Here is an 18,761-nt window from a genome sequence, read left to right as displayed (position 1 = left end):
CCCCAACCAAATCGAATTTTTGGTTGGGGTTTTTAAGTTATAATATGTTCAGAAGGAAATTTTATCATTGATGAATTTACCCATTCACTCAATTCCTATTTCAAACAAAAAGTGTAATCAAATAAATCACCGAAATTGCCGTAAGGGACATGATGAGCGTTCCCAAACTATGGGTTTTATTTCCCTGCTTGATCGAAAGGCCTGACAATTGGGTAACTGCCCAGAAGAAACTGTCATTGGCGTGCGAAATTGCAATAGCCCCTGCACCGATGGACAATGCTGCAAAAACCCGCATCGTCTCTGAATCCAAACCCAAACTCACTAAAAGTGGAGCTATGATTGAAGCTGTGGTGATCATCGCCACTGTGGAGGAACCTTGAGCTGTTTTCAGTGAAAATGCAATCAAAAAAGGAAGGAAAATCCCCCAATTGGCACTGCTCATATTAGCGCTTACCATGTCACCGATTCCTGAGTTTTGAAGCATTTTGCCAAAAACCCCTCCTGCACCTGTTATCAATATCACAGGCGCAGCAATCAACATGGCCTCACCGATCCAACCCGAGGAAGATAATAACTTCCTGTCAAACTTTGCAGGTAAAGTGAAAGATAAAAATGCTCCTATCAGCAAGGCGATTACCGGACTACCCACAAACAGGATTACAGTAGTAAACATATTTTCCCCAAAAGGCAAAGTTGGATACTTGGCAATTGAAGCCAAAATAATCAAAACAAGAGGTACGATGACGGGGAGGAAGGAATTGAAAGCGGTTGGAGGTTTTGGAATAGTTTTCCCAACCTCCACTTCAGCAACTTTGGGTTCAAGGGGGATTTTCAAACAAACTTTTCTTATAAAAAAGTAGCTTGGGATCAGCGTAATCAAACTGACAATCAAACCCCAAAATATGATCATGCCCAAATCTGCTTCCAATATTCCCGCGGTCGCTATGGGTCCTGGTGTAGGTGGAACAAGAGAATGACTCGCTGTTGCTCCCAAAGCTACTGCTATGGTAGTCGCCGCATAGGGAACCCCACTTTTAAGTGAAAGAGATTTGCTGATGGGATTCAACATGATAAAAGTACTGTCTCCAAATACCGGAATGGAGAGGATATAACCGCTGAATAACATGGCCACGGTCACGGATTTTTCCCCGATCCAAGAAAGGATCTTCTCCGCGATAACAAGGGCACCTCCCGTTTTTTCGAGAAATGTACCCATGATTACGCCTAATAAAATCAGCAAGCCTATGCTTCCCAAAACACCCCCAAAGCCATCCGTGATTGATTTGAGAATCAGGTCTACCGGCATCCCTGAAAGTAAACCATATAGAATCGCTCCTACAAAAAGCGCTAAAAACGGATGAATATCATACTTGACAATGGCAATCAGGATCAGGGCCAAGGCAAATAAAATGGTCAAAAGGGTCAGCATAGTGGTATTTTGGGTTGAGTTAATTTAAAAAAAAGAAAGGGAAAGTTTTGGGAATTACATCCCAAAACCACTCCTATGCTCTCTACCTACAAACTGATTCGCCTCCTCGAGATTGGTAATCCTAAGATTTTCACCATCCCAAAGCAACTTTTTCCTGCCATAAAATTCCATTTGCCCTTTGCTGTTTTCCCTTCTCAGCATATAACTACGTATGGCAAGATTTCCCATCAAAACCGTTTCGGTCATTGGTCCTGCATAGTCAAAAGAGGAAGTCAGACCTTTATGTTCGGCACTGCCAAATCCAGCTTTACATGCATCAACCCACTTTCTTTGGTGGCCATATTCTGGCTCAATGTTTGGTTCTGTTTCTGGTCCAAATTCATTGGTTCCGTCATTGAGATATAGTTTTGGCATGAGTGGCGAACTGTCGTTGATATTTGTGGAGATGATTCCTTTTTCGCCGATGATCAAAACCCCGTTGGCACTGTTGGCACCTCCAATATCATGGTCTGCAGGAATGATATCGGGATGCGAAGGTCTGATACCACCATCACTCCAGGTCATTTCGATAGGTGATTTACTTTTTTGCGTAGCTGCAAAATGCAGAGTGATAAAAGAAGAAGCTGGGCAACCTTGGGGATTGTAATCAGGGGTCCACATTTTGCTAAACACTGAACCAACACTGCATTCGGCATCTGTAGGATAATGAAGTCCAAGTGTCCTAAAAGGAATATCGATCAAATGACAGCCAACATCTCCCAATGCACCCGTTCCATAATCCCACCAGCCTCTCCAGTTGAATGGATGGAGGTTTGGGGTAAAGGGAATCTCCGGTGCAGGTCCCAACCACAAGTCCCAATTAAGGGCACTTGGTTTTGAACTTGGGTCTGAAGCAGGAAATGGTCCTCCCTGAGGCCAAACAGGCCTGTTGGTCCAGACCTGCACTTTTGATATTTTACCCAATTTATCAGAGTCTATCCACTTTTGGACCATATTCAGCAGGTCATTTGAACCCCCTTGGTTGCCCATTTGTGTGACAACTTTTTGGGATCTTGCCATCTCTGTCAGCATCCTCGCTTCCTTGATGTTATGAGTCATGGGTTTCTGAACATAGACATGTTTCCCTCTTTGCATGGCAAAAGAAGCCGCAGGTCCATGCACATGGTCAGGAGTGGAAATGGTCACAGCATCGATGTCCTTCTCTTTATCGAGCATTTTCCTGTAATCCGCATAGAGTTTTGCTTTGGGAAAATTCTCAATGGATTTTTTGGCAGAACCCGAAAAGTCCACATCACAAAGTGCAACGACCCTTTCCCTGCCATTAACAGAGGCATTGAAGATGTCGCTTGATCCTTTGCCTCCTGCACCGATAGCCGCAAGATTCAATTGGTCACTTGGGGCAGTAAATCCAACACCTCCCAAGACATGACGGGGAACAATGAATATGGAAGAAGCTATGGCTGCATTTTTTATAAAATTCCGCCTTGATTGGTCAGAAGTTTCCTTTTTGGGTTTTTTCATTTTAATTGGAATTTTGGAATCAGGGATAGTTGTAATTTAAAGAGGAGAATTTTCATTAGCTAAGTTGTCAAAAAGAAATGTCCATATAGAAGGAATTCCTTTTTCATACATAGAATTTTGGACAAAATTCAAAACCGGATTTTTAATCTAACAAATCCATTCAAAATTTTGACATTAAATTATTTACCATTGCTTTTTTATCGTTTCAATGGCTTTGGCCGCCTGATTTTCCATGTTTTCCCAACGGCTTTCCAAAGAAATCAACCCTTCATAACCTGACAATTTCAAAGCCTGATAATAAAGGCTCAAATCCTCTCCGTGGGTTCCGGGAACGGCCCGGCCTTCTTTCTCCGCCACATGGACATGTTTGATGAGATGGCCGTAATTCAGGATGCTTTCGGGTCCTTCGCCCTCCATTTTCATATGGTAGATGTCCGCGAGCAACCTGTAATTGGGATGGTTGACAGCTTTCACGATCTCCCCGGCTTCACTGAGGCTGTTGATAAAATTACATTCTTTGGTATTGAGAGATTCCAACACCACGGTGATATCATACTTGGCGGCGATTGGTCCGAGTAGTTTTCCCAGTGCTATCATTTGAGCGGTAGCTTCTTCTTTCGAAAACCCGTCAGGAACAGACCTGGACCCACTGCTTCCAAATACCACCAACCTCCCTCCTGCTTTTTGTGCCCTGCGAAAAACAACCTCCGCATAGTTCAGAATTTCTGCATGAAGGGCATTTGGACCTACACTTTTTAAGCTTCCGGGAAGAAAAATGATAAATGCTTGGATGGGCAATGGAGATGATTTGGAGGCTTGCAAAATTTGGTCAAACTCTTCCTCACCTTTGGTCGGAACAAGAAAAGACTGCACATTTTCTTCGATAAAGGAGAACCCGGCATTGGCTAAAATTTCCCCATCCTTGTATCCTGCACATGCACCTATTTTGGGGAAAGTGGCACTTTGGGCAAAAGCACCTGACATAGGTAAATATAAACCCATTGCCAGTATACCAACAAAAAAAGCTTTCAATTCGAAGAAGGAGTTTTTTGGGTTCATTGGTTCATTATTTTACTGCTTAAAAATTAAAGCGATAATAAGTTGTCTGAAAAAAAGGGTATTTTCAATTTTATGAAAAGAATTTATGTGAAAGGAGCGGGTTAGCATTCCATAACTTTCAAGTCAACCTTCCAATTATCTCCTTTGCTTCAGGCCATTTGGCTAGGAGTTCGTCGGCACTGTACAACCTAAAATCTCTGAAATCAAAGCCTGGAGCGACCATGCAGGAAACAAGGGAATAAGAATCCGGCTGTTCTACCGTAGATCCAAAAATCACTCCGGGAGGAACCAATTGCTGCGGTCGGTGGCCTTCATTATCAAGTGGGCCTACCAAGAGTTTTTCATAGCCCTTTTCAGAAAGGATATGAACAGTTAGCGGACTGCCTTCATGGTAAAACCAAATTTCATCCCCCGCGATGCTGTGGAATTTGGAGACATTGTCAGAAGTCATCAAAAAGTAAATGCATGTCGCCAAAGACCGCTCAGCACCTGCAGTATCCAAGCGTGATCGGTATGTTTCGGAATAATAACCTCCCTCAGGATGCGGCTTGAGTTGTAGTTTTTCTACCAATTCTTGGATTCGGGTATTCATGTTTTAGGGTTTTAAAATTTATAGCAATTATTAATTAGGCCAAATCTTACCGGAAAGGACTTTGAATTCAATCCTTCCAATTGATCTCTTTGAAAATAATCTTTGTGTAATTATCCTGTTCGTATAGTACTCCCACAGAATTTTCATCAAGCCTGACCAAATCGCTGTAGGCCGTCCAAGCAGGCCTATTTGGATCATCGGTTCGGTCAATTACTATCGATTTTTCCCAGGTTTTCCCTTCGTCAAAACTTACCTTGAGCGTAAGGTTATTTCTGTCTTTGGGATGTGCAGCATTGGAATGGGCCAAAATGGTTTTCCCATTTATTTCACCTATAGGAAGAATGGAACCTTGACAGACCGGATCGGGAAGCGCTTCTTCGAAATAGGCTTCATCCCAGGTTTTGCCTCCATCAGAAGAATAGGCCAAGATCCTGCTTCTGATATTGCCCCGTTGATTTCTTACGCTCATGATCATCCTGTCGCCTGAAAGTTCTGCAGCTATAGCCTCATTCGAACCAGGAATTTCAATGGACTCAGACAATTGGAACGTCTTGCCATGATCATCCGAGAAAAATCCATGTGCCCGGTATTCCATAAAATCCTCCTGCGGCAGACCGACTGAATGGTTGGCGGCGACGTAAATCCTTCCTTTGTATTTCCCTTTTTGAAACTGAAAAGCATGCCCGGGAGTATTTGCATAGTGCCTCCAATCTTCTTTTGATTCATATGCGGCATTGAATGCAGGGTTGTTTGGACGGTGAACTTGCTGCGTGATATTGACCGGCTCTTGCCAACTTCTTCCCAAATCCAAAGATTTCATCATCCACACTTCCCTTACTCCCCTGTTCATGCGGATATCATATTCATGGTTGTTTCCGGTGTTGTAAAAAAGATAAACCACTCCATCAGGATAAGCAGGATCATGCAAATCCACCACAGGCGCGGGATTTCCTGCCTGCAACTTGTCATAATCCACCAGCATTTGGAGTGCTGACCAGGTCTTTCCTCCATTTTCACTCCTTTTCATGACAAGGTTGACATCTCCAAAATCATCAGAACCGTTGACCCGGCCTTCGGAAAAAGCCAAAAAATCTCCATTTGGCAGGTCGATGATAGCTGGAATCCTATATATCTTGTGACCTTCTTTTCCTCCCTCAAAAACAATAGTTTCTTGAGAGAATCCTTGACTCCAAATCCCAAGAAATAGAAGGGATACAAATAGTCCTGTGCGGTTAATTTTAATGATTTTTTTCAAAATACCGTTTTTTAGTATAATCAGGCTGCCATTGATCAGGTTGCCTTAAGATTGATTTAGGATCGTATTCCATAGGCTTGATGACTTTGGCTGTTAACTCAGTGGTGTCACCGGTTTCTTTTTGCCAAAGTTTCATCAGCTTCAAAAGCGCTTCTCTCTTTTCTATATAATCATCCTCAAAAGCTAAATTATTTAACTCCAGAGGATCTCTTTTCAAATCAAATAATTGCGTAAAATCCCGCTCAGGGTAGCGGATCAGTTTCCAATCTCCTTCCCGAACGGCCCGAACCGTATTTCTGTAAGCTGTAAAAAGAGAACCCCTGACTTGGGTTTCCTTTCCCTTAAGAATCGGAACCAAACTTTTACCTGAGATCCCCTCGGGATTTGGCAATCCTGCCAATTGAGACAAAGTTGGATACAAATCAAACAGATACGTAAGCGCATCGAATTCCTTTCCTTCGGGTATGCCGGGTCCTTTGATGATCAGGGGGACTTTGGTACTGTGCTCGTACAGGTTTTGCTTCCCAAGCAGGCCATGGCTTCCGGCTGCCAGACCATTGTCAGCAGCATAGACGATGATTGTGTTATCGTATTGCCCGTTTTCTTTCAAAACAGAAATTATTTTCCCGATCTGCTGATCCAAGTGGGTGATCAATCCATAATAGTCAGAGAGGATCATCTGAATCACTTCAGGCTTTCGTGGCCAACCAGTCAGGTTTTCATCACGGACGTTCAATTGATCAAACTGAAAAGGGTGAAGCCCCATATAATTTCCCGGAAGTGGCAAGCTTCCATCAGGATAATAGTTGATGAATTCTGGAGCGGGCGAATAGGGATCGTGGGGGACTGTGAAGGCTACATAGCAAAAGAAAGGCTTCCCTGCGCCGTTTTTTGAATGGTTCTGGATGAATTCAATGGTTCCTTCTGTAAAAACCTCCGTGGAAAATCCTTTGATTTGAGGATCTCCCAGTTTCCCATTTTCATCAAAGTCCCTAAGCGCAATGGCATAATGATCGGCCATACCGCCCAGATAGACATTTTTGGCTTGCTGAAAAGTCGCCTCAAAGGCCTCTTTTTCATTGTGCCATTTGCCTGTACCAAAAGTTGTATAGCCTGCTTTTGAAAAATCCATCGGCATGGTATTGACCCCATTGAGCCGGTCATAAACTTGAAAAAGACTTTTTCCACTCAAGAGCATCGCCCTGCTTGGAGCGCAGATCGCACCGTGGTGTCCCCCCATCACATAGGCGTTGGTAAATCGACTTCCTTCCCTTGCCAATTGGTCAATGTTGGGAGTTTGGATATAAGGATTGCCACTGATGCCAAGGGCATCCGCCCGCTGGTCATCTGCAAATAAAAAAAGGATATTCGGTTTTTTGGATTGAGGATATCCGGCAAATGACATGGTTAATAATAAAATTACCACAAAAGATATCTTCGATTTGGTATATGGCATTTTGGCTTATTTTTCAAACTCGACGATATATTCGGACATGTATTTTCCCAAATCAGAATATTTGAAAAACAATCTTGCCTGCTTCCCAAGCCGCAGACTCGTGTATTTGTTGGCAATGTCATCAGGGGTATTCAGCGGCTGAAGAGAAGGGTACCAAAGCACATGTCCGGGTTTTTCCAGGAGTATTTGAGGTTTTGTCCAAGCTTGTGAATTATTCCCCTCACCCAATTCCTTATGGGGATTGAATGAAATATACAGCTCATCTCCTACCCAGGATTGACCCTCCACTTTTCCCATCATCATCACCCAACACTCCAAGTAAGTATTCCAACTGACAGATGGTCCCCAATGAAATCCACCTGTTGGGGAAGATGCCGGACCGCCACCATTTTCGACAGGCATTTGGAGGGAAGCCACAGGTTTACCGATTCCATCCCAATCCGAATTGAAACCTTGTCCATCCCATCTCTTAGCTTTGCCCTGCGGATCATCGAGTTCGTCGATCCGGATTCGGGCGATACTGATGCATTGCCCACTCCATTCTTTGATGGGATCATAGGAAGCAGCATCGTATGTCCCCGGATATCCATATTCCCCATAAAACAGGTACAGGTAATCTCCAACCGCCACAGCAGATGGATCACCGACTCCACCGGCAAAAGTCTTGGAAATATTGTGTGGCTTCAAAATCATTCGGGGCTGCTTGTCTTCTAGAAAGAGGCCTTTATTTTCCCAACTCCAACCACCGTCCGTAGATTTCATGACTCCAATCCTACAAACTGCCGCAGGTGTGATTCTTTCAGTCAGACCTAAAGGCCAGTCCTTGTCGATATAGCCTTCTCCGGTTGCTTCATTGTAAGGGAGGGTTTCAGGATAATTTTCATTGTGGTAGATAGCGTACAAGGTCCTTCCGCTCGGATCTTTTTCATCTTGATAAACGGTCTCAAACCATACTGCCCCATGCAATCCCGGTTCTCCGACAGGGGCATTGACAGGCAATTTGGGGGCAATGTATTCGGCTGCAGGTGTACTGAAGACCTCATCGGCATTGGATCCGCTTGCAAACTTCAGGTCTTCTGCAAATCCCCACACAGGATCCTCTCCGTATTTACCAGGAAAAATCCTGAGCGTATCTCCAACCCAAACTTCAGCCATATTGCAGTCGACAAAATTATTGAAGAAGAAAGTGTCTGTTTCTATGAGTTTGAAAGTGGGCATCGTAAAGTTGATCTCTTGAGTCAGTTCCTCTTTTCCGGGATTTCTTGGATTACAAGAAACCCATAAGATCATAGAACCAAACAGAAGAACGGGAAAAAGGGATTTAAAAGCAGATTTCATAGAAGTGGATGAAGGTTTATGTGATTAATTTTTCAGCATCGGAAAAAGCCTTTTAATTTCCTCTTTAGAGGGCTGGGCACCATATTCACAAATTTCAAAAGCTTCAGCGTACTTGATGTTTAGTACTTTAGTCTCTCCGTACCAGGTTTTTAAAGCTTCAAGGACAGCCGAATTTGGAGCACCGATGCGCTTGCTTTTTAACCATGCTTTTCTTTCCACTTTGTCTGCAGGTACTTCTGCCACATAATTCCCGATCCATGGCAGCCACTCATAAAACTGCGACTCATGGGCATCCATCGCATCTATTTTTTTATCCAAAACAGTAGTAATGTCGACAGCTATGTCCGCCTCAAAAGGATAAGGCTTTTGGAAATTGTCCTGGAAATAAAGAAAAACAGGGTTTTTTCTCAGAGGCGGTGTATCAGGGGCAATATTGGGAACCCCAACCATATACGCCGCATCCTGAACCAAAATGGCAGTGTAGCGGTGGTCCGGATGGTAATCATTGGCACGGTGGGAAATGACCACATCTGCATCCCAATCACGGATAAGGCGGATGATTTCCAACCTGATGGGTAAGGTGGCGAGCAATTCACCGTCGTGGTGGTCCAAAACATTGTAAGTCACACCCAACCTCCGGCCTGCCTCTTTTGCTTCGGCCATTCTTCTTTTGGCCAACATCCCGCCGCCCTCTTTCATGTGCCCTGCATCTCCGTTGGTCACAGAGACAAACTTGACCTGATGGCCCATTTGAACAAATAGTGCAGCGGTTCCTCCGCCTTTGATGTCACAGTCATCCGGGTGGGCACCGATCATTATGATCCTTAAAGGTCTTTCTTGGGAAAATGCCTCAGGAATAAAATTGATGAAAAGTAAGGCAATGAGGTAATGAAAGATTTTCATGAAGGGTTATTTGGGATGTTCAAGATATCAAAAAACAAAAGAAAAATCAATGTCGCCAAGATGAAAGTGAGACTTGGATAGAATGGATTGCAGGCCAATTTGGACCTTCAATATTTTGTGGAAATTCCAGGGCTCTTAATTGTGGATAACTTTGTGATTTAAGCTTTTTCCCAGTGGAGAAATTGTGTAGAAATTATTAATTAAATTATTGGAATTCAGTTATTTGTGACATAAATTTGATTCTATCAAGTGAGAGATAAAAGGCTGAAAGTAGGATTTCAGACTAAGGCCAAAAACTCAAGATGAAAAGATGAAGGGGCTGAAAGCGGCAACGTAGAAAGTCTGAGAAGGGCAACCACAGAAGTCTTGAAATCATAGATCAAAGTCGAAAGGCGGAGAAATCAGAGTTAGAAAACCTAAGGTTATGAACTCGGGCAACTGAGGGAAAAGTCACAATAACTGTAGCTTGCATGATTTGAAGATTACGGTCTTCAGGTGATGAAGCGGGAAAAATTCGAAAGAATTTCTTCCCGCTTTTGCTTTTAGGCCCTAGTAATTTTTTTATGCTATCACACGATAATTTTAATGAAATCAGGAAGTCGGAAGTGGTAGAGTCAACACTCCTTTGAGACTTGAAATTAAACCGAAAAAAGTCAAATTGAATTTTTACCCATTTTCACTTAATTATATCAGGATTCCGTAAACTTTAAATTATCAATCCAATTCATCGGATTCTTTCAGCATAGCCGAAGCTTTTTGACCTAAGTTCCGTTGCAGGTATTGGTTGATCATCCTCAATTCAGATTCCACATTTTTTCCCTCTACTTTAAGTTCCAATAGGCTATCACGGTATTTCAGATAAGCTGCAATAGATTTTTCATGTTGCTGAAGCCTGGCATATATCAGCCCTTCTTCTTTATCCAATTCAGGCAAGGGGTCTAAAGCCAATTTCCTGGCTGTCTTAAGATATTCCATTGCCAACTGGTTAGATTCAAATTCATTGGATTTTCTCCTTTGGATCCTGCTTAGCAAAAGGTAATCTGTATCCGAAGCCATACCCGATTCTGCAAGTTTCAAAGCGAGTAATTGCGCATAGCTATAATTCTTGAGCTGATATTCCTGCCATGCGGTAATGGAAACAGCACTTGCAATCGTGTTGAGGTACTGTTGGTCATCCAAAAAATTAACCTGAGGATGCTCATCCATAAATTGGGAAGCAATTTTTTTAGCCATCAATTGCTGTTCGGAAGTATAACCTGCCCCCAAGTTATCTAGCACTTGAGATGAAAGGAAATAAACAGACATTCCAAAATCCGCTGCCAAGCTATAATCATGGTAAACGCCGTTGTTGACTTCATCAACTGCCATGGCTGTTGCAGCTGCTACAGTGGCAACTGTACCCCATATCCTGGCTCTCCGTTCAGCACGAATCACTTCGTTTAAATTTACAAGATTATGTTCGAGTACAGCATGGGCAATGCATTGGGCCAAAATCAGGTTGAGCTCATTTTCAGAACCAGTACTCGCAATCAGGCCTGTGGTAAGCACTATCATTCCATTGTCAAAAGAAAAAGCAATATGTTCGGTAGAGTTCAGAATGACCAAACTGAAATCCGAAGCCCTATCCTTAAGCATGGAATAAGGGTGGATGGAATAGATCAATTGATAGACATAATCATAGAGCATGTCATCCTGCAAAACCATATTGTTGGCAAGGGCCTGTGTATAATAATCCACAGCATCCTCTATCAATTCTTGCCTCAGCTTACTTTCCCATCCTTTTTTATTGATGGTTTCTGCCCTGTTTTCCATCCATACATTTTCCCAAAAATCAAGGTCGTTGCCAAGAAGGGAAATCCTGTCCTCATTGAAATAACGATACTCTCCAAATGAGGACCTGATATAATATTGGTTAGCACCGGTATTGATGTTTTTTCTGGTTCCCCTGATAGTCACAGTATCTCCGACTGCATATTCCCCAAAAGGCCGGATGACGTACCCCTTGAGCGTGACTTTACTTTGGGAAAAACTGAAATTTGCGACCAACACAAAAACCAATAGAAGAAGGAGCTTTTTCATAAAAACAGGGTTTAGGAATACTAATCTTCTTACGGTAAAAGATGGTTTTAGGTTGTTTTGAATGATTGAAACCGTAATGTGGATAAATTGTGATTTAAGCATTATTTCCAGTGGAGAAATTGTGCAGAAATTATTGCTCAATTTATTGGAAATCAAATATTTGAGGCATAAATTTGATTGTATCAAGTGAGAGATAAAAGGCTGAAAGTAAAATTTCAGACTAGGGTCAAAAACTTAAGATGAAAAGATGAAGGGGCTGAAAACGGCAACGTAGAAAGTCTGAGAAGGGCAACCGCAGAAGTCTTGGAATCGTGGACCAAAGTCGAAAGGCGGCGGAATCAGAGTCGGAAAACCTAAGGTTATGAACCCGGGCAACTGGGGGAAAAGTCACAATAACTGCAGCTTGACATGATTTGAAGATTACGGTCTTCAGGTGATGAAGCGGGAAAAATTCGAAAGAATCTTTCCCGCTTTTGCTTTTATATCCATCCGCCTGATGAAGCACTTTGATAGATTCGCTTTCACACAAAAAAGCAGAGACCCCAAAAGGCCTCTGCTTTTTTTTACTTTCATTTTCTGAAGGAAATGTTAATCATCAATTTCCAACTTCAATCTTCAACCAAGGGAAGCTTAACCGAAGTTCAATTTAAGCAGCTATGGTCTATTGACTGTGGTCTGTCGACAATATTTATTTATCCCTAAACTCAATCTCAGAGATACTCATCAGGATTTCTTCCCCTTTGGCTTTTGGATTTTTGAAGATGAAATACACATCCTGATTCCCTGTAATTGGTTTCAAAACCACCTGGGCTTTAGTAGCATTTTGCCTTCTCCACTCAACAGGATTGACTCCTTCGGGAGGTCTTCTGAATTCAGCCTCTTTAGGTAACATGGATTCGCTTTGTCCGATCAGCTGACCTGTCGGGGAGCCAACCCTCACTTCCACAGAACCACCAATAGCATCATTGCGTGGACTTACCTCCACATAAAGATCGATTTGCTGCACCCCTGTCAAGTCCAAGGATTTGAAACCTATGTGGGATTGGTCTCCGATCATAAAGAAATTGACTCTCGGCGTAGTCATCAGATTCACCCCTTTTCTGAAGTCAGAAAGTTGCGGGTCAAGGAACGGATTTCGCAAAGCAATGTAATCCACCCCAGAGAGGGAACCCACATTTCCTGCACCTTTATCAGCATAGGATGCCCTCAAAAGATAGCCTCCCTGACCATTTTCCCCTTCAGGAACCACAGGCGTGACTTTTCCGCTGAGTGGCAAAGAAGCCACTGTCGGTTTGGTTTCATTCATACTGAGGATAAAATCCACCATTCGCCGTGCATCTGCCTCAGATAACTGCGGATGGGCACTCATCCCGTGTTCACCCCATACGCCACTGCCTCCATTGATGATCTTCCCGATGAGCAATTTGGTGTTTTCTTCTGTTTTGGGATACCTAGCCGCCACCGCAGTGTAACTAGGACCAATGGAAGTTTTGTCATATTGGTGACAGGATTTGCAGTCGCTTGCTTCAATCAGGTTTTTGCCAATATTCAAAATCGCCATGTTCTCAGCACCACTTTGCTTGGAAGCGATCTCTATCGGGTCAAAACCTGCCGGCACATAATCAAAAGTCACAGCGACTTCCTCGGACTTGATCTTTCCTTCAGCGGATGTCCCATCTTCTTTGTCCTCAACCTGAATAGTATAGGCAAATTCCTTTTCCCCGAAATAGAAGGTTTTGTTCAATCCCCCGAAATCAATCGAAACAACAGGAGGTTCATTCCCGGCAACGATTTCGAAAGTGGCTGAATTTTTCTCTCCCTTAGTATCGGTGACGGTAAGCAACACTTGATATGTTCCTGCTTCCGTGAAGGTAAATTCCGGATTTTGATCTTTCAATACCTGCTTGAATCCACTGGCGGAAGTCAAACTCCACTCAAAACCCAGTTTACCCTGATCATAATCATCATAATCGGAAGTCCCCTCAGCGGATAATTTGGCAGTCAGGGGAACTCCACCGGCATATTTATCCGACGAAGCACTGACATTTGGTTTGCGGTTGCCAGCGTTGTATTCGATTTTGACAATACGGGAATTGGCATTGCCACGAAACCAGGCGCTACCGTATTCCAAGACATATAATGCGCCATCCGGACCAAAATCCATATCTATCGCCGAGCTGAAAGTTTCTTTGGGTAGGAATCGCTCCATGGATTTGTAGTCTCCATTTTCATCCATGGTCACCGCCATAATCCATCCCCGCATAAAATCCACAATCAGCCACTTGCCTTCATAATAAGCAGGAAATACAAAAGGCGCTTCTTTTTTGAAATCCGCCTTGCGGAAAACAGGTCCGCCTGTAGCGCTTCTACCCGAACTTCCCAACATGGGGAACTCCTCCGAAACCCCGTAAGGATACCAGATCATCGCAGGCACTACAGGTGTGGGCAAATTCTTGAGACCGGTATTGTTTACCGATTCATTGACCGGGCTATTCACATCAAATGGTGCTCCATAAGTGTTGGTGGCAAGGTCATGTTTGTTGTAGGGTTGGTTGTTTCCGATAAAATATGGCCAACCGAAAAATCCCGGCCCTTTTGCCTGATTGAATTCATCGTATCCTTTTGGCCCCCAAATAGAATCGATGGAGGCATCAGGCCCTACTTCTCCCCAATAAAGATACCCTGTCTCACTGTCCAAAGTTGGTCTCCATGGGTTCCTGTGGCCCATGGTATAGATTTCCGGTCTGGTTTTTTCTGTTCCTACCGGAAATAAATTTCCCTCCGGAATCGTATAGGTTCCATCATCTTCAGGATGAATCCGAAGGATTTTTCCCCTCAGGTCATTGGTATTGCCAGGAGCGCGTTGGTCATCTGAACTCTCCATTCCGGGACGCTCGTCAAGGTTGGAGGATCCTACCCGTGGATTCACAGTGTTATTGCCTACGGTCAGGAAAAGGTTTCCTTCCTTGTCAAAAACCATCCCCCCACCGGTATGGCAACATTCCTCCCTTTGGGTCGGAACTTCCAAAATTACTTTTTTGGTATCGGCATACAGCGAATCGCCATGTAATTCCCACCTTGCAAGGACATGCTTGGCTTCCGCAGGGTCTGCGTAATACATGTAGATCCAGGAGTTTTTGGCAAAATCAGGATGCGCAATCACGCCCATCAATCCCTCTTCTGCTTCCCTTACCCTTCCTTCTTTGTTGGTGTATTTGGTATTGACAGGAATGGTAGCGATAAGCTTCATCTCCCCGGTTTTCTCATCAAAAATCTTGACACCGCCCTTTCTCTCCACCAACAGGATTTTGTTTTGGGGGAGGAAAGTCATTTCCATCGGCTCGTCCATACCTTCGGTCAGGACGACTTTGGTAAACCGGTTGTCCTCTGGCTTGATAGAGGCGTCTTCAGATTTTTGACAGGAAATCAGGCTGAGCAAAATGGCCAGTCCAAAAACCGCGTTTAATCGGTAATTTATCTTGTAGAATTTTATCATGGTCTAATGGGTTTTTGAAATTGGAAAATTTCTTAAATGGTTGTGCGCTGACAATTGTGGAGAACCGCATCATCTATTAAGCCAATGCTTTTCTGCAAAACTCCAGGCATTTCTGCACTTCCTTGACAGCATCCGAACCTTCGGGAACCTGGTATTCCAATTCTATGGTGGCGGGAAATTTGTATTTCTTGTCCCGAATCATTTGGAGGATGTCAGCGATTGGTGTGTTCCCTGTACCCCAAGGGAGGTTGCCTTTTCCGTTTGGGGGTGTTTGACGGTCCTTCACATGCATGCTCCAGATTCTTCCCTGCTGTTTTTGGATCAGTTCCATCATATCTGTGTGGCCGGCGGCGATATAGTGACCGGCATCAAAATTCAATCCGTTGTTGCTGCTTTGGGAAAGAGCAGTATCCCAAAAACCAAAAGTCTGTTGCTCATGGCCGTGGTAACCCACTTTCATTTTGTGGGTATCTCCCAATTTTCCTAACCTCATAGTCTGCACGTCGTCCGAAGGATGCTCCAAAGTCACATGATTGGCGCCGAGGACTTTGGCTGCTTTCATGCCATAGGCCACATCTAAATCCGAATTATTGACACCAAAAGCATTTGGTTTGAAGGCATAAAGGGTAATTCCCGCTTCTTTGAACAATTTTCCTGCCTGCTCAAATTTCTTAAAATCAGTTTTTGTTCTCCAATCGGAGGCCACTTTGGCATAAGCCTCAGATTGCTGTCTGATATCAGCCAATTCGGCCTTTTCACTTTCAGTCAACTCCTCCCCCCTTCTCTGTTTGCCGCCCAACTGAAAACCCCTCATCCTATTGAATGTCGGTTGTGGCATCCCTGCAAAGTACTCCACAGGTTCTCCCATCATTTCTACGGCGCTGATACCCGATTCCTTGATGTAGCGGATATTTGCTTCTAGGCTTTGGTCAGGCATGGAGCGAAAAGAATACGTAATGCAGCCAATCTGCACGCCGTTGATTTTTGAATCGGGTTTGTTGTATGACTTGATCAATGCCGGAGCACCTTGCAGCCAAGTTGGCGCCAATACCAAGCCGGTAGCGCCGATGGCGGATTTGAGGAGAAATTCCCTTCTGTTCTTCATGAAAATTGATTTTTATTTGTTCAATAGGGTTTAAGATTGAACAACTTAGCAATAATTTTCACTTGCTGCCAGATAAATTTCAGGGAGGTTATCTTGGGATTTTGATTGGTGAAAAATGAGGATATGGAAATGAGAAAACTGACCGATGACGGATGACGGATGTTCACGGCATTTTAGCAATAAGGCAAGTCTTGATTACATCAAGGTATTTTTATTTTCTCGCAAAAACCGAATAAACTCATGGATTGAAGTCCAAATGCTTTTGGTGGACCGTCGACCGTGGTCAGTGGACAATTTTGAAATACACAACTCCCCTATCTACCCTACTCCATTTCCCCCAAAATAGCCAAAACCAACCTTGCGGAATTTTCTGAAGCAGGACCTACAAATTGGTTAAAATTCATGCGGGCGTGGTTATTGGCATTGTCGCTGCAACTTCGGATGACGATAAAGGGGATGTTCAATGTCCTACAGATATGTGCCACTGCCGCCCCTTCCATCTCGGTAGCCAAAGCTTCAAATTCGGTATAAAGCCATTTTGCCTTTTCGTTGCTGCTGACAAAAATATCCCCTGTCGCAATCACTCCGCTGAAAACCTTTGGCTGCCTGTTGGCAATCGGAACAAAAACCACCTTTTGCGCTGCACTTTCGCTTATCCGTAGCAAATCCTTGTCGGAATCAATGAACAATTCATCATGCGCACCTCCACTTAATTTCCTGAATGGCGCAACAGAAAATCCCAAAGAATCCACTTTCCCGAAGTCATATTGCACCAACTTTTCACCGATCACCAAATCTCCGGGCAATGCTTCAGGATCCAAGCCTCCTGCCACTCCGGTAAAAATCAGCGTTGAAATTTTAAAATTCTCGGTAAGTACGGCCGTGCTGTAAGCAGCATTGACTTTGCCCACGCCGGCTTTAAGAATGACAACCTTCTTGCCTTTCAGTTTTCCTTTGTAAAAATCAATTCCGCCCCTACTTACTTTCTTTTGTCCCTGCATGGAATCGAGCAAAATGGCGATCTCCTGATCCAAAGCGCCCATCAGCGCAATCCGTTGGGCGGAGGCAGAAAATGAGAAACCAACAATCAGTAATAGGAGTAATAACTTTTTCATAGCCAAAGAAAGAAAATAGAAAGGATGGTGATGACAAGGAGAATCGGGTTGATTTCGGATTTTTTGCCGGTCAATAACTTCAAAACAGTCCAACTGATAAAGCCAAATGAGATCCCCACAGAAAGGCTGTAGGTAAACGGTATCAAAGTAATGGTGAGGAAAGAGGGAATCGCTTCGTCCGGATTTCGCCAGTTGATTTTGGTCAGCGGCATTACCATAAAGGAACCCACCAAGACCAGGGCAATGGAACTTGCGATGGATGGAATGATAGACAGCAGCGGTGAGAAAAACATAAAAGGTAAAAACAGCAGTCCGGCTGTCACGGCTGTGGCCCCTGTTCTTCCTCCTTCTTCGATTCCCACTGCGGATTCGATATAGGCTGTTCCCGAACTGCTTCCCACCAAGCCGGCAAAAAGTGTTGCCATCGAATCTGTCAGCAAAGACTTCCGCATATTTCTTGGACTGCCATCAGGATCTTTCAGTCCCGAAGCTTCCGCCAAACCCACAAATGTGGAAATCCCGTCAAACAGAATCGTGAAGGTAAATACAAAAATCACCGGCACATAGGCGTATCGGAGCGAACCCAAAATATCCGCCTTTCCCACCAGACTAAAGTCCGGCAAGGCAAACAAACCGGTATAATTGACCATGGTGGCCACTCCGAAATTGACGGCAGAAGCATCTCCCCACCACCTACCGATCGGCCAAGCCAAAAGGGTCGTGAAGATAATCCCGTAAATGATCGCCCCCGAAACCTTGCGGCTGATCAAAGCGCCCGTCACCAATAACCCTGTCATAAATGTCAGGCTGATGGGATCCTTGAAAGCGGCCATTCCTACGAGTGTGGCGGTATTGTCCACGATGAAGTGGGCATTTTGAAATCCGATAAAGCAGATAAATAAACCGATGCCTGCCGACACCGCATGTCTCAGCGCAACAGGAATAGATGCGATGATTTTCTCACGGGTTTTGAAAACTGAAAGCAACAGAAAGATCACGCCTGACCAAAATACTGCACCCAAAGCTTCTTCATATGTCAATCCATAACCTTTGACTGCGGTGTAGGTAAAGAATGCGTTGATTCCCATGCCGGGTGCAACGACGATCGGATTGCGGGCATACAATCCCATCATCAGACTGCCGAAAGCAGACACCAAAACCGTTGCTGTCAATGCTCCCGAAAAAGGCATGCCTGCCTCCGCCAAGATGGCCGGGTTGACGATGATGATGTAGAAAGCCGCAAGAAAAGTGCTCGTTCCTGCCAGGATTTCAGTTCTAAGGTTTGTAGGTTTTACTTCCATGCATCAGATTCAAAAGTGGAAAGTAAGTCGAAGAGGATTGAATTACCAAACAAAAACCATAAGTAAAAAAGGCATTGGTTTCAACTTGGACAAGATTCTATGGTATTGAATT

13 protein-coding genes are annotated in these 18,761 nt (G+C 43.9%); all 13 read right to left on the bottom strand.

Translation table 11 applies throughout. The features are described from left to right. Positions 1-100 precede the first annotated feature (100 nt). The 13 genes from NK987_RS07645 to NK987_RS07585 all read right to left on the bottom strand — a co-directional run bounded on the left by NK987_RS07645 (position 101) and on the right by NK987_RS07585 (position 18,649). On the bottom strand, positions 101-1,429 hold the full coding sequence (locus tag NK987_RS07645) for a GntP family permease (RefSeq protein ID WP_259263359.1): 1,329 nt from the start codon (positions 1,427-1,429) through the stop codon (positions 101-103). A 54-nt stretch (positions 1,430-1,483) separates the two neighbouring features. After that, complete coding sequence (locus tag NK987_RS07640; protein WP_259263358.1) at positions 1,484-2,950, bottom strand: Gfo/Idh/MocA family protein; 1,467 nt, start codon at positions 2,948-2,950, stop codon at positions 1,484-1,486. A 183-nt stretch (positions 2,951-3,133) separates the two neighbouring features. Beyond that, positions 3,134-4,009 carry a sugar phosphate isomerase/epimerase family protein gene (locus NK987_RS07635; protein ID WP_258424656.1) on the bottom strand — a complete coding sequence of 292 codons (876 nt, stop codon included), beginning with the start codon at positions 4,007-4,009 and terminating at the stop codon, positions 3,134-3,136. A gap of 118 nt (positions 4,010-4,127) precedes the next feature. Then, complete coding sequence (locus NK987_RS07630) at positions 4,128-4,601, bottom strand: cupin domain-containing protein (protein ID WP_258424655.1); 474 nt, start codon at positions 4,599-4,601, stop codon at positions 4,128-4,130. A 67-nt stretch (positions 4,602-4,668) separates the two neighbouring features. Then, a complete protein-coding gene (locus NK987_RS07625; protein WP_259263357.1) occupies positions 4,669-5,856 on the bottom strand; it encodes a sialidase family protein in 1,188 nt (395 codons plus the stop codon). Further along, positions 5,840-7,261 carry a sulfatase family protein gene (locus tag NK987_RS07620; protein WP_259263356.1) on the bottom strand — a complete coding sequence of 474 codons (1,422 nt, stop codon included), beginning with the start codon at positions 7,259-7,261 and terminating at the stop codon, positions 5,840-5,842. Before NK987_RS07620 ends, NK987_RS07625 begins: the two co-directional genes overlap by 17 nt. Before the next feature lie 57 nt (positions 7,262-7,318). After that, entirely contained in the window at positions 7,319-8,650 is a 1,332-nt protein-coding gene (locus tag NK987_RS07615) for a hypothetical protein (protein WP_259263355.1), read from the bottom strand. 24 nt (positions 8,651-8,674) lie between these two features. After that, positions 8,675-9,553 carry a PIG-L deacetylase family protein gene (locus tag NK987_RS07610; protein ID WP_259263354.1) on the bottom strand — a complete coding sequence of 293 codons (879 nt, stop codon included), beginning with the start codon at positions 9,551-9,553 and terminating at the stop codon, positions 8,675-8,677. A gap of 714 nt (positions 9,554-10,267) precedes the next feature. After that, a complete protein-coding gene (locus NK987_RS07605; protein ID WP_259263353.1) occupies positions 10,268-11,632 on the bottom strand; it encodes a M48 family metalloprotease in 1,365 nt (454 codons plus the stop codon). A gap of 688 nt (positions 11,633-12,320) precedes the next feature. Continuing rightward, positions 12,321-15,128: a PQQ-dependent sugar dehydrogenase gene (locus NK987_RS07600; protein ID WP_259263352.1), complete on the bottom strand. Its 2,808-nt coding sequence runs from the start codon at positions 15,126-15,128 to the stop codon at positions 12,321-12,323. Positions 15,129-15,204: 76 nt separating this feature from the next. Continuing rightward, positions 15,205-16,233, bottom strand: coding sequence for a sugar phosphate isomerase/epimerase family protein (locus NK987_RS07595; RefSeq protein WP_259263351.1), 1,029 nt, complete (start codon positions 16,231-16,233; stop codon positions 15,205-15,207). Between the two features lie 323 nt (positions 16,234-16,556). Further along, positions 16,557-17,348: a 5'-methylthioadenosine/adenosylhomocysteine nucleosidase gene (locus NK987_RS07590; protein ID WP_259263350.1), complete on the bottom strand. Its 792-nt coding sequence runs from the start codon at positions 17,346-17,348 to the stop codon at positions 16,557-16,559. Next, entirely contained in the window at positions 17,345-18,649 is a 1,305-nt protein-coding gene (locus NK987_RS07585) for an NCS2 family permease (RefSeq protein WP_259263349.1), read from the bottom strand. The genes NK987_RS07590 and NK987_RS07585 overlap by 4 nt, the downstream gene beginning before the upstream one ends. Positions 18,650-18,761 lie beyond the last annotated feature (112 nt).

This window comes from Aquiflexum gelatinilyticum (assembly GCF_024813435.1).
GTDB classification, from domain to species: Bacteria; Bacteroidota; Bacteroidia; order Cytophagales; family Cyclobacteriaceae; genus Cognataquiflexum; species Cognataquiflexum gelatinilyticum.
This window is presented reverse-complemented; position numbering and strand designations above follow the sequence as displayed.

Excerpts from the sequence above, each read along its gene's own strand:
- NK987_RS07645 (WP_259263359.1), bottom strand. The coding sequence starts at position 1,429 with ATGCTGACCCTTTTGACCATTTTATTTGCCTTGGCCCTGATCCTGATT.
- NK987_RS07640 (WP_259263358.1), bottom strand. The coding sequence starts at position 2,950 with ATGAAAAAACCCAAAAAGGAAACTTCTGACCAATCAAGGCGGAATTTT.
- NK987_RS07635 (WP_258424656.1), bottom strand. The coding sequence starts at position 4,009 with ATGAACCCAAAAAACTCCTTCTTCGAATTGAAAGCTTTTTTTGTTGGT.
- NK987_RS07630 (WP_258424655.1), bottom strand. The coding sequence starts at position 4,601 with ATGAATACCCGAATCCAAGAATTGGTAGAAAAACTACAACTCAAGCCG.
- NK987_RS07620 (WP_259263356.1), bottom strand. The coding sequence starts at position 7,261 with ATGTCATTTGCCGGATATCCTCAATCCAAAAAACCGAATATCCTTTTT.
- NK987_RS07615 (WP_259263355.1), bottom strand. The coding sequence starts at position 8,650 with ATGAAATCTGCTTTTAAATCCCTTTTTCCCGTTCTTCTGTTTGGTTCT.
- NK987_RS07610 (WP_259263354.1), bottom strand. The coding sequence starts at position 9,553 with ATGAAAATCTTTCATTACCTCATTGCCTTACTTTTCATCAATTTTATT.
- NK987_RS07605 (WP_259263353.1), bottom strand. The coding sequence starts at position 11,632 with ATGAAAAAGCTCCTTCTTCTATTGGTTTTTGTGTTGGTCGCAAATTTC.
- NK987_RS07600 (WP_259263352.1), bottom strand. The coding sequence starts at position 15,128 with ATGATAAAATTCTACAAGATAAATTACCGATTAAACGCGGTTTTTGGA.
- NK987_RS07595 (WP_259263351.1), bottom strand. The coding sequence starts at position 16,233 with ATGAAGAACAGAAGGGAATTTCTCCTCAAATCCGCCATCGGCGCTACC.
- NK987_RS07590 (WP_259263350.1), bottom strand. The coding sequence starts at position 17,348 with ATGAAAAAGTTATTACTCCTATTACTGATTGTTGGTTTCTCATTTTCT.
- NK987_RS07585 (WP_259263349.1), bottom strand. The coding sequence starts at position 18,649 with ATGGAAGTAAAACCTACAAACCTTAGAACTGAAATCCTGGCAGGAACG.